The sequence below is a fragment of the Paramesorhizobium endophyticum genome, assembly GCF_014640615.1.
In the GTDB taxonomy this organism is placed as follows: domain Bacteria; phylum Pseudomonadota; class Alphaproteobacteria; order Rhizobiales; family Rhizobiaceae; genus Paramesorhizobium; species Paramesorhizobium endophyticum.
The window spans coordinates 1-11,522 of sequence record NZ_BMHH01000046.1; the positions used below are offsets into that span (position 1 = coordinate 1).

The 11,522-nt window shown below is 60.5% G+C and carries 9 protein-coding genes and 1 pseudogene; 6 read left to right on the plus strand and 4 right to left on the minus strand.

The window, feature by feature from the left end:
• Positions 1-199: 199 nt before the first annotated feature.
• Complete coding sequence (locus tag IEX53_RS24105; RefSeq protein WP_236016346.1) at positions 200-694, minus strand: LysR substrate-binding domain-containing protein; 495 nt, start codon at positions 692-694, stop codon at positions 200-202.
• A 212-nt stretch (positions 695-906) separates the two neighbouring features.
• Here IEX53_RS24105 and IEX53_RS23080 point away from each other — a divergent pair, with 212 nt between their 5' ends.
• Positions 907-1,863 carry an ester cyclase gene (locus IEX53_RS23080; protein ID WP_373288716.1) on the plus strand — a complete coding sequence of 319 codons (957 nt, stop codon included), beginning with the start codon at positions 907-909 and terminating at the stop codon, positions 1,861-1,863.
• Between the two features lie 15 nt (positions 1,864-1,878).
• Here IEX53_RS23080 and IEX53_RS23085 read toward each other — a convergent pair whose 3' ends face one another.
• Both IEX53_RS23085 and IEX53_RS23090 read right to left on the minus strand, forming a co-directional pair.
• Complete coding sequence (locus tag IEX53_RS23085; RefSeq protein WP_188826524.1) at positions 1,879-4,503, minus strand: AAA family ATPase; 2,625 nt, start codon at positions 4,501-4,503, stop codon at positions 1,879-1,881.
• Entirely contained in the window at positions 4,500-5,624 is a 1,125-nt protein-coding gene (locus tag IEX53_RS23090; protein WP_188826525.1) for a metallophosphoesterase family protein, read from the minus strand. Before IEX53_RS23090 ends, IEX53_RS23085 begins: the two co-directional genes overlap by 4 nt.
• A 338-nt stretch (positions 5,625-5,962) precedes the next feature.
• Here IEX53_RS23090 and IEX53_RS24230 point away from each other — a divergent pair, with 338 nt between their 5' ends.
• The 4 genes from IEX53_RS24230 to ampC all read left to right on the plus strand — a co-directional run bounded on the left by IEX53_RS24230 (position 5,963) and on the right by ampC (position 9,179).
• A complete protein-coding gene (locus tag IEX53_RS24230; protein ID WP_268902611.1) occupies positions 5,963-6,094 on the plus strand; it encodes a hypothetical protein in 132 nt (43 codons plus the stop codon).
• A gap of 313 nt (positions 6,095-6,407) precedes the next feature.
• The gene (locus IEX53_RS23095) at positions 6,408-6,560 is read left to right on the plus strand and encodes a hypothetical protein (protein ID WP_188826526.1); all 153 of its coding nucleotides are present in this window, start codon (positions 6,408-6,410) and stop codon (positions 6,558-6,560) included.
• Positions 6,561-6,705: 145 nt separating this feature from the next.
• Positions 6,706-7,839, plus strand: a complete 1,134-nt coding sequence (locus tag IEX53_RS23100) for a M24 family metallopeptidase (protein WP_188826527.1) — start codon at positions 6,706-6,708, stop codon at positions 7,837-7,839.
• A 173-nt stretch (positions 7,840-8,012) separates the two neighbouring features.
• Positions 8,013-9,179, plus strand: coding sequence for a class C beta-lactamase (gene ampC, locus IEX53_RS23105; protein WP_188826528.1), 1,167 nt, complete (start codon positions 8,013-8,015; stop codon positions 9,177-9,179).
• 50 nt (positions 9,180-9,229) lie between these two features.
• Here ampC and IEX53_RS24110 read toward each other — a convergent pair.
• Positions 9,230-9,328 (minus strand): annotated as a pseudogene (locus IEX53_RS24110) (DNA helicase); the annotation flags it as partial.
• Between the two features lie 671 nt (positions 9,329-9,999).
• Here IEX53_RS24110 and ltrA point away from each other — a divergent pair.
• Positions 10,000-11,522: group II intron reverse transcriptase/maturase (ltrA, locus tag IEX53_RS23110; protein WP_236016347.1), on the plus strand; the 1,523-nt coding region annotated here is incomplete at its 3' end.

Sequence of the window (11,522 nt, forward strand, 5' to 3'; positions counted from 1 at the left end):
CCATCAGAGCGAAGCGATCAGTCGCCAGTGGCGCCGCCGCCGTCGTTGTGTCGCTATATAGGGTCCGCACCGCCAAACTGTCAACACCAAAAAACATGTTTTTTTGTAAAATGTGGTCACTTGCCGTGGAATGAGGCAACTTACCTGCAGCGGGGCCTCTCGACGCGATATCTTTCTACCAACAGTTGGCTTCTCGCCGCTATCGGGCCAAATATCGGGAACCGCATCCGCAATACAGCTTCTGAACCAGCGTTGCGCCGGGTGCGTGTCGTTTCGACGATGCCCATGACATCAGGAACTGCACTCGCGGGAGTTCAAGGGGCGGCTTCAAGACCGCGAGCCTGTCCGCATGGCCAGATGCCGTCACCACGCCTGCCATGACAGTGGCGGTCATGTCGGAGAAGGCTATGAGAGCGGGCGCCGCATACATCTGCGGTAGGGTCAGGACCAGCCGACGCTTCAGGCCCAGTTTTGCCAACGCGGCATCCACCACGCCAAATCGTTCGTTCTCTGGCAAAACGAGAAGATGGGACAGGCGAAGGAAGCTCTGGAGATCGAGTTCGCATTCCGCTGCGGGGTGGTCCTTGCGCAGGATGCAGACGAAGCGCTCGTCGAAAAGAGGCCTGCTGAGGATTCGGCCGGTCGGGGTTGGCTGGACGCCGATCGTTATGTCGGCCTCCCCGCTATCAAGCATGGCGATAGCATCGTCACGATTGGTGAAATTCCGGATGTCGACAAGCCGAGGTTCATCGATACCGTCGACGTGGAGGGATCGAATTCCTAGGAGAACTCCAGCGTTCGCTGTATCTCACCCAAGGCATGGGTAATGGGCTCCGCCAGATCGAGCGCACGCGGCGTTGGCTGTAATCCTGTTGGGCCGCGCACGAACGTGCCAGTGCGCCCCTGATCAAGGGCTTCGGGGCTGCCTTCCCTGACACAAAAATCACAATCCACGAAATTATCGGAGCAGACGGCCGTGTCGCCGTACGCGCATCGATCTCAGGCACGCATCTGGCAGAATGGTTCGGCGTCGCTGCGACGGGCAAATCCTTCGAGATGCCGATCCATGAATTCCACCATGGAAGGCTGACGCACACCTGGCATCTGGAGGACTGCATGGGCTGGTTCTTCCAGGTTGGCGCTTGGCCGCAGGCGGGTAAGCAGGAGGAAAAATGCGTAATGAAAGCCATTCGTATCAGCGGCTACAATGCGTCTCCCGTGCTCGAGGAGGTGCAGAAATCCGTGCCGGCAGCCGGCGAAGTTCTGGTTCGTGTTGTACCGCGGCGCTCCCCCCTCAATGTGAAGCTTCAGCTTGGATATATGGAGCAGTTCTTCCCGCTCCACTTCCCCTATACGCTCGGCACTAACCTCACCGGTGAAATCGAAGAGATCGGACCGGATGCCCGGGGTTGGGCGATCGGCGACAAGGTCGTCGCGCGAACCGACCCGACTGCCGGCGGCGCGTTTGCTGAGTATGCCGTGGTTCCGTCCGCGTACATCGCCAAAGCGCCCGCGACCATCCCGCTCGAGCATGCCGCCGGTATCGCCACGGCGGACGGCACGGCATGGCAGGCGCTGTTCGAGAGCATCGAACTGGCGAAAGACCAATCCATCCTTATCCATGCGGGCGCCGGCGGTGTCGGGAGCTTCGCAATCCAGTTCGCACGGCACGCCGACGCCCGCGTGTTCGCGACCGCGTCGGGCGAAGGAGTCGCGCTTGCTCGTCAGGTGGGAGCCGACAATGTGATTGACTACCGGTCCAGCGATTTTACGCAAGGCGTTTCCGACGTCGATGTCGTGCTCGATACGATCGGCGGCGACACGCAGCAGCAATCCTACAAGGTCTCTGGCGGCACCGTCTGACATGCACCGCACTTTCTACGGCTGCCAATCCGTCATCTCCAGAATATTGCCGCCGAGCTTCTGGAAGGCACGCTGGCGGCAGGAGAAGACGATGATCTGCTGGTCCCGGGATTGCCGGTGGAGCGCGTCGAACATCTTCTCGATACGGTCGTCATCGGAATAGACGAGCGCATCATCGAGGATAACCGGCGCCGGCCTGCCATCACGGGCGAGCAGCTTGGCGAAGGCGAGCCGCGTCAGCACCGACAATTGCTCGCGCATGCCACCGCTCAGGCGGTCGACATCTTCCTCCTGGCCATTGCGCTCGATCTTTTGCGGCAGAAGCGTCTTCTCGTCGAAGGTGAGGGAAACATCGTCGAACAACAGCCCGAGAAGCGGCCTCAGTTCGGCCATGACAGGCTTGAGATAGAGTTCCCGCGCTTTCGCCCGGGCGCTCTCCAATGCCGACGAGAGCCGCCGCAAGACGGCAACCTCCTTCTCGAACATCTCCACGCGCGATTTTGCGGCGGAGAGCGCCTCGCTGGTTTCGCGCCATTTCTCTTCCACCGCCTCGTCCGACCGCGTCGCGATCTCGCCACTCAGGCTGGCGATCGTTTCGCGCAGCGTATTGATTTCCTTCTCCGCCGCCTCATGAACCGAGAGCGCGCGCTTCAATGTCGCTTCGGCGGATTGAAGATCGACCGCCGCGGCCCGCAATGTCGCTGCATGCGCCTCCGCCGTCGCCAGCGCCCGATCTGCAGCGTTGAACGTCTCTGACAGGCTCCGCTCGCGCTCGCCACGCTCTGCTTCCGGGCCCAGCATCGCCCCGATCCTCTCCATCTCGAGCTTCACCGATGTCAGGGCTGCCTCGGCGGCGATGAAGGCGCTGTTGAGGCTTTCGCGCATCGGTTCGAGTTCGCGCAGTGCCAGCCGTGCAGCCTTGCGTTGTTCTTCGGCCTCGGCATAAGCAGCCTCTATTTGTGCCGGATCCCATTTGAGCTCCAGACTCTCCGCGCCTGCGGCCTCGCGCGCCGCGACCTCTTCACGCAATTCGGCCAACCCCTTCGGCGCCAGAAGGGACAATTGTCCGCGCAACGCTTTCAAATCGGATTCCATACGCTGGGCGCGAGCCTGCCGCTCCCTTCCCTCGGCGAGCGTTTTAATGCCCATCCAGCCAAGCAGCTTCAGGCGCGCGGCTTCCGCCTTCTCCAGGCGCGTGCCGGTGCTGGCTGGGCGGTTCGAATGCAGCGTGATCGTGCCTATGCCGGGAACGGCAAGCTCGGCGTGTTCATCAAACCCACGATGCTCGCCATCATCGAGCGGCGTGCCGTTCATCGTCACGGCGGCGGTGGCGCCGGCTTCATAGCGGATGGCAACGGAAGGACGCGCTGCCTCCTCAGCAGCGCGCAGTTTCGCGATCTCGATTTCGAGGGCCTGCAGCTCATCGAGCGCATTTGGCGGAATTTTCTCCAATGCAAGCCGCGCTTCACCCTCTTCGATCGCCTGGCGAATCGCCTCGGCCCGACCGAGCCTGTCTTTCAACTCGGCAAGCTTTCCCCATGCCTCACGCGCCTTCGATGCCGCATTCATACGCGCAACCAGTTTGCCTGTCTCCTGCGCCCTGGCCTCGGCGGCTTCGTCCTCCGCGCGCGCCTTGTCGATAGAAGGGATGGCGTCCCGTTGCCGGCTTTCAATCTCGCTTCGCCGCTCCACGGCCTGCCGCCATTGGGTATCCAGTTCCTTTGCCTTTTCCAGCGCCGCCTGAAAAGCCCCAAGCTCCTTTTCAGCTGCCGCCCGGCGTTCCCGCGCCAGCGTCAGCTCGGTTTCCGCCGTCTTCAGCTTCTCGCTATGCGCCCGCGCGGCATCGAAGGCGGCCTGCGCTGCCTCGATCGCCTTTCGCCGCTCGTCCCTATCCTCGGGACGGCTAAGCTCGGCAAGCCGCGCCTTGGCAGCCGCGCGTTTTTGCAGCGCCTCGCGCAGGGCGGCAACTTCCCCCGAAAGCCTCTGCTCCTCCGCCGCCAGCCTGTCGCGCTCGCCGATTTCAGCCGCGTAACGCCCGCCGGTTCTGGGTCTGCCGGTGTCGGTGACGAGTTCGGCGAGAGCGCCGCGCGCGGCATCCATGATCTCGGCCATGCGGCGTCCGCCGGTGACGGCCTCGACCTCACCCTGCACCGATTCGAGCAGATTGCGGCGAACCTCCCTTTCGCCGTCCTCTTCCGACTTTTTGCGTGGCTCGATACCCGTCACGCCTTGCCGCACCCACAACAGGCCGGCGGGCACGGGAGTGCCTCCCTTGATCAAATCGGCGATAAAGTTCTCCGCCTCGTCCGCCTGGGCCAGCAGCCGCCCGGTTCCCAGATCAGTCACCCGTGCGGACCTGCCGCCATAATATTGCTTGGTGATCCGAAAGCGGCCCTTGTCGGTCGAGATATCGGCCTCGACCAGCGGGTTGCCGCCGCTATAGGGCCGGAGATTCCTGACATCGCCGGACACGCTCGAATGCGGCTGGAAGAACAGCGCGTGCAACGCCTCGAAGCTGGTCGACTTGCCGAACTCATTTGCGGCGCAAAGCACGTTGACGCCATCGCCGATCCCCTCGATGGCGACGCCGCGCCCAGCGAAGCGCTTGACATTGTGGAGCCGTAGCGCCGAGATTTTCATGACGTCACTTTCTGCGCATAGGAATAAAGCCGGGCCAGCGCGGCGCGCGCGATTTCACGCGTGGGCGTAGACTGGCTCTCATCTCCGGCCTCGGCCAGCAGCGCATTGGCGGCCTCTCGCAGAGCGCCGCCGCGGTCGATAAGGTCGAGATCCTCCACCTCGCATTCGGTCGCTAGCTCCGTGTCATCCAGTTCCAGAAATGCAAAGTCCGGTGCGGCGCTCTCGACCGCTTCCGCAAGCGCTGTGCGGTGCGGCAACCGGCAACGCCCGGTGGCGACGAGGCGCGCAAGCGTCTGCCTGCGTTGCCTCGCCTCCGGCAACAGCGCCTCCAGCGCCGCGCGGGGATCGCTGTCGTCAAGCAGATGCAGGTCCAATGTCCGCCAGGCAAAGCTTGCTGTCGGCAGCGGCGTGACTTCCGGCACCGAGGACGGTCCGTGGATCGTCACCAGGAGAGCGCTGCCCGGCTGGTCATGCTTGAACCGGTCCGGCTCCGGCGTGCCGCAATAATGCGTGCGCGGATTGACTTCCACCGCGCCATGCCAGTCGCCGAGCGCGAGATAATCGAGCCCCGCCCGCATGGCCCGATCAGGGGCGATGACCTCGGAGACGATGCTATCCTCCGAAAAGCTCCGGATCGCGCCATGGGCGAGCCCGATGCGGATGGTTCCCTCCGGCGTTGCTTCGCCGTCCATCCATTCGGTCAGGTCGCGGCCCGGACGGCGCGTCGTGCAGGGCGCGGGCAGCAGCACTGCATCCGTCGCCAAAGGGATCGGCCGGGGCTCAGTAGCGAGAACGACATTCTCGGGCACCTCAGCCCGCAACGCGTCCCAAAGCTGCCCCGCCTGGAGGGAGTCATGATTGCCCGGCAGGATCACCCAGCGAACGCTTGCGCGGTGCGCCATCTCGGCCAGCGCCTGACGGCGGATAGCGGGCGACGGCGTCTCGGTATCGAACGTATCGCCCGCGAGCAATATGGCCGCCACGCCCTCGTCCCGCGCGTGCTGCGCGAGCCGTGCGATGACCATATGCCGGGCCTCCCGCAGCCGACTGGGCAGGTCGCCGGCGAAATTCCCGAAGCGCTTGCCCAGATGCAGGTCACTCGTGTGAATAAAACGGAACATTCCCATCCAACTTTACTGAGAGCGATAAATGCTTGCCGCGCGGGTGGTGAAGCGCTCTTCAAGCCCGGTCAGGAGGCTATCAGTCTTTTGACCGTGAGCTTGGCAGTCAGCGCCGATAAGGCGCATCCCGTCCAGGACGTCCTTACGCTGCGAACAAACCGCCCACCGGTTAGTCCGATTTTACTATCCTTACAATCACCTCAAAAACATGGTTATAAGGCTGGTATGATTTTAAAGTTCGCGGCGATTTTCCCGACCCTTGAATATTGGAGATACCCCGTAAAGGCAACTTCGCCGATCGGGCCCGAATGCCTTAATGCAATTTCGAGCGTTGATAGATGCCGGCTTCCGTTGGCCGACGCACCTACCCCACCGCGCCGGAATCCCGCCTGCGCTCCGATGAATTCGACCGGATTCGGTCCGAGGTTGAAAAGGCAGCCTCGCAATTGTCTTCCGCGCTCTATCCGTGATGTCTTAATCCTTTCACGGCGCCTGCAGTCATACCGCCACGATCTGGCGGTTGAAGAAGATGAACACGATCAAGGACAAAATCGTCCAGTAGGATGCTCATAACGGAAGCTTGCGCCTGGAAGAATTATTACGACATTATTAAAATATAATTCTTTATCTCGTCAATATTCCTATTGATCAATATTACTCCTTGTAAAATATTTTAAATTGTGTTTACTTAAAATTGTTTTATTTTGGGATTCGGGGGAAATTATGTCCGGAGAAGATAGACTTAAACGCAGGCGTGGGCGTCCGTCAAATGCTTCGATAAGAATGAAGAATTTGAATGCCGAGCAGCAGAATAGTTTGCGCCTCGAGCAGGAAGCGCTCGATACCTTGGAAAGCATGGCGGTGGCGATTGCTGTTATCGAGCATAACCTCAAGAATCTGGTAAAAAACCTTACGAAGAACCAGACGACTTCATAAGCAACGGAACAATGCTGCCTGCATGGCCGCATCCCAGCGCGGGAGATATTTGTCCGTTCCGACGACGTCCGTGTCGACAAGCTGCCCACAATTATCTATCCACCTGTGGCATATTCAGCGCCCAGCGCTTCCGCAGGAGGGTCAGATGACCGTTACCCCGCCCCGCATTACCGATAAGGAAAGGCTCGATAGGCTTTCGCGCCTGCGAGCCATGATCGATGCTGCCGGTCTGGGCGGGTTATTGCTGGGTCCCACCGAATCCCTGCGCTATTTCACCGGCCTCGTCTGGCATCAAAGCGAGCGCCTGCTCGGAGCTTTGGTGACGCCGACGGCGCTATATTACATCGTGCCGGGCTTTGAGCTCACTCGCGTCGAAACGCTGCCGCATCTGCCGGGCGAAATCCACGTCTGGCAGGAGGAAGAAGACAGCGCCGCGCTCGTCGCATCGCTGCTGGGCCCAAACGGGCGGCTCGCGGTGGATGATGGCGTGGCGCTCTTCGTCTACCATGCGCTTGCCCGCGTGCTGGGGCCGGAGCGGCTTGCCGATGGCGGCCCGATCATCCGGCGGCTTCGTCTGCAAAAATCCCCCGCCGAAATCGCGATCATCAAATATGCGATGGGTGAGACGCTGGAGGTGCACAAGCTTGTCCACGGCATGATCAAGCCGGGCGTCCGCGCCTCGGAAGTGGTGCGCTTCATCGATGACGAGCACCGCGCACGCGGCGGAGCGTCCACCTTCTGCATCGTCTCCTTCGGCGAGGCGACATCCCTCCCCCATGGCGCGGATGGCGATCAGGTCTACAAATCGGGCGATGTGGTGCTGGTCGATACCGGCTTCCGCGTCGACGGCTATCATTCCGACCTGACGCGCACCTATGTGCTGGACCAGCCGACGCCGGAATTCGCGCGCATCTGGGCGGTCGAGCGCGAGGCGCAGCAGGCGGTCTTCGACGCAGCTGATATCGGCGTGCCCTGTGAGGCGCTGGACGATGCGGCGCGGGCGGTACTGGTCCGCCATGGCCTCGGCCCCGATTATAAGCTCCCCGGCCTGCCGCACCGCGCCGGACATGGCCTTGGCCTCGAAATCCATGAGGAACCCTATATCGTCCGCGGCAACAAGACGCCGCTCGCCGAGGGGATGTGCTTCTCCAACGAACCGATGATCGTAGTGCCCGGCCAATTCGGCATCCGGCTGGAGGACCACATCTACATGACCACCTCCGGCCCGGAATGGTTCACGAAACCGGCGAAGGGGCCGATGGAGCCTTTTGGCGAATAGCCAGCTTAGACTTAACAAAAGGGGGACAAGGTAGCGCCCGGCATCCTGTGACGGCCGGGCCGCCATATCCAAATTATCCTCTGGAAGAAACTTATCCGCCATTGAGAAGCCTGAATTATTCTCATGGCATATGAGTTGCCGCCGTTCGGCCATCCCTGAGAGGACAATTCCGCATGAAAAACTTCCGCCCTATGATCTTCGGCTTCTTCGCCGCCGTATCCATGTTGACAGGCGCATATGCCCATGCCGCCGATAATGACAGCGCACTTCGCCAGGCCGTAGACGAAGCGATAAAGCCGGTGATGGAAAAGAACGATGTGCCGGGCATGGCCGTGGCGGTGACCGTGGGCGGCAAGCACTATTTCTTCAATTACGGCCTTGCCTCGAAGGAGGATGGCCGGAAGGTGACGGAAAACACGATCTTCGAGATCGGCTCGATCAGCAAGACTTTCAACGCCACGCTCGGCGGCTATGCGGAGGCGGAAGGAAAGATTTCCCTCTCCGACAAGGCGAGCCAATATTGGCCGGCGCTGAAGGGCACAAGCTTCGACAAGATCAGCCTGCTCGAGCTCGCCACCTATACGGCGGGCGGCCTGCCATTGCAGTTTCCGGACGGCGTGACCACCGACGCGAAGATGGAAGCCTATTACAAGAACTGGAAGCCAGCCTATGCGCCTGGCACCCACCGTCAATATTCGAACCCGAGCATCGGCCTCTTCGGCGACCTGACGGCGCGCAGCCTGGGTGGCGCTTATGACAGCCTCTTGCAAAAGAACGTCCTCGCCCCGCTCGCCCTCACCCATACCTATACGAAGGTTCCCGAAGCCCGCATGGACGATTATGCCTATGGCTATTCGAAAGCCGGCAAGCCGATCCGCGTCAACCCGGGCGTATTCGATTCCTCCATTTACGGCGTGAAGACGACCTCGTCCGACCTCATCAAATTCGTCGATGCCAATATCGATCCTTCGAAACTCGACCCCGCCTTGCAGAAGGCAATCGCCGCCGCCCATACCGGCTATTTCAAGATCGGCCCGATGACGCAGGGGCTCGGCTGGGAGCTCTACCCCTACCCCGTCACGCTCGACCGGCTTCTCGGCGGCAATTCCAGCGACATGGCGCTTAAGGCCAACAAGGCGGAACGCCTCAACCCGCTGCAGGCCGCGTCGAAGGATCTTTTCATTAACAAGACCGGCTCCACCAACGGCTTCGGCGCGTATGCCGCCTTTGTTCCGGCAAAGCGCATCGGCGTCGTCATCCTCGCGAACAAGGCCTATCCCAATGCGGATCGGGTGAAGGCCGGGTACCGGATATTGCAGGCGGTCGAGAACCAGAAATAATTGGGGCACCGGTCGCGGGCATTGATCCGGCCCGCGACCATTGGCATCGGTCAATGCGCAGCCTGGAACTGAATGAGCCCATTATTTAGGAAACACATCTTGTCGAACAGCTTCACGTCCAGCGGGTTCGGCAACCGGATATCTTCTACAGTGCGCCTCGTCCCGGATGGTCCGGGGTGCATATGACTGGAATGCATTGAGAAAGGAGGATTTGAGGAATGCCCTGCTCCCTGCTGTGAGGGGGGCAAGAGCCCAAGCGGCGGTGACCTGTCGTCAACTGGCAGGGTGACGTAGCCCGCAGGTAAAGGGAATTGAGGCGAAGCCGTTACGCCAAGATGGTTCCCGAGGCTGTAGCACTGGAAGGTTGAGGAACACGAACCGGTTAATCCGCATCCGAGGGCTGAAATGTCGCCTTCGCTTACACGGCTTAACAGGCGGAATGCTGATGAGGTCGCCGGAGACGTATGTTGGCGGCATCCGAATGTGGGCGGACATGTAGGTCGCCTGCAGGGAGCCATGGGGAGAACACAGCCAGACCATGGCAGCGGCATCGACTTGCGGGACGCAAGGGACAAGGACTGCGACCGGCAACCTCCCCAGTGCGTGGAATGTCCAGCATATGAACGAGGAAAGGCATGATGGAATGCCCACGATGTTCTGCGTTGCAAGGGAGTTGACCCTGATGTCCATCATGCTGGCGGAGTTCCCGTAGTAGTCCGCGGCAGGGAAAGCCTGCCACATGGCGAAGGGGAACAGTTCAATCTGCTTGGAGTGCAAATTACCTGACCAAATGAGGTGAAGACCTTTGATAATCAGCGAAATGCAGCACAAGCTCGCGACATGGGCTGGGAGCGATCCAAACCGAAGGTTTGAGCGGCTTCTCCGGCTGATTGCCAATCGGGAATGGCTTGCCGAGGCCGCTCGGATGGTTCTTGCGTCAAGCGGCGCACGAACGCCGGGTATCGACGGAATGGATAAGCAACGACTGCAGGTCAAACTGGATCAGCATCTGGACGACCTGCGTGCAAGCCTGCTGGAGGAGAGTTATCGCCCCCAGCCGGTCAAGCGCATCTATATCCCGAAATCGAACGGCAAGCTACGACCACTGGGTATTCCGACACTGACGGACCGCATTGTTCAACGCGCCATGCTGATGGCCATGGAGCCGATCTGGGAAAGCGATTTCCATCGCCTATCCTACGGCTTCCGGCCTGAACGCAGCGTGCATCATGCCGTCCGCACCGTGAGGATACAGCTACAGGATGGTGCCGACACGACGAGGGGCCGCTGGGTCATCGAAGGTGATCTGGCAAGCTACTTCGACACGGTCCATCACCGGCTGCTTCTGAAATGCGTGCGGCGTCGGGTGCAGGACGGACGGTTCGTCGATCTTCTCTGGCGATTCCTGAAAGCAGGCCACATCGACCGTGGCCTGTTCACGGCCTCAAGCGAGGGTGTCCCGCAAGGTGGCGTTCTGTCACCGCTCCTGTCCAACATCATGCTCCACGGTTTTGATATGTGGCTGGAGGCGAAATACCTGAACAAGAAGGCCCGCAAGGATCGCTGGGCATGGAACTTCGGCATCAAGCAAGGTCGCCCCATCGCGGTTCGAGAGAACCGGCAATGGAAACCGGCCGTTGCCTACTGCCGATACGCTGACGACTTTGTCGTGATCGTAAAAGGCACCAAGGCTCAGGCAGAGGAAATCCGTGAGGAATGCCGGGCGTTTCTGGAGGGCGAACTGAAGTTGACGCTGAACATGGAAAAGACCCATGTCACACACGTCAATGACGGCTTCGTCTTTCTGGGGCACCGGATCATTCGCAAGCGAGGAGCATACGGACGCATGTCCGTCGTCACGACGATACCCAAGGAAAAGGCCAAGGGGTTTGTTCGCAGACTTACCGAAACCCTGTCCGGCAATCATAGTGTCAGCACGGTCGATATGATCGCCAGCCTGAACCGCCAGTTGGCGGGATGGGCGGCGTTCTACAAGTTCACCGACTTCACGGCGTACGTATTCCGGCGCATCGACCATGTCGTGTTCTGGAAAATGGCGCATTGGCTGGGGCACAAGTACCGATCCCGCATCAAACCCTTGATGCGGAAATGGTTCAGGGCCCCAGAACCGGGCAAGGCAAAAACCTGGTTCGTATTTGGTCGGAATGAACGCGGTGACCCTGTCGGAAAAGCACTACACCGGCTTATCTCAAGCCCCAAAGCGCAATTCCGGTGGCGCAATCCGGAGGAAAACCCATACATCTTCCGGATTGAAGACTGGACTTGCTTCGGAAAAGTGGAGAGGCATTTTCAGATTATGCGGCCAGTCTCTCGAACTGTGCG

What these genes read in the sequence shown, in the direction of transcription:
- IEX53_RS24105 (WP_236016346.1), bottom strand. Translation starts at nt 694, where the DNA reads ATGCTTGATAGCGGGGAGGCCGACATAACGATCGGCGTCCAGCCAACC.
- IEX53_RS23095 (WP_188826526.1), top strand. Translation starts at nt 6,408, where the DNA reads ATGAAGAATTTGAATGCCGAGCAGCAGAATAGTTTGCGCCTCGAGCAG.
- IEX53_RS24230 (WP_268902611.1), top strand. Translation starts at nt 5,963, where the DNA reads ATGCCGGCTTCCGTTGGCCGACGCACCTACCCCACCGCGCCGGAATCC.
- IEX53_RS23100 (WP_188826527.1), top strand. Translation starts at nt 6,706, where the DNA reads ATGACCGTTACCCCGCCCCGCATTACCGATAAGGAAAGGCTCGATAGG.
- IEX53_RS23090 (WP_188826525.1), bottom strand. Translation starts at nt 5,624, where the DNA reads ATGTTCCGTTTTATTCACACGAGTGACCTGCATCTGGGCAAGCGCTTC.
- IEX53_RS23085 (WP_188826524.1), bottom strand. Translation starts at nt 4,503, where the DNA reads ATGAAAATCTCGGCGCTACGGCTCCACAATGTCAAGCGCTTCGCTGGG.
- ampC (WP_188826528.1), top strand. Translation starts at nt 8,013, where the DNA reads ATGAAAAACTTCCGCCCTATGATCTTCGGCTTCTTCGCCGCCGTATCC.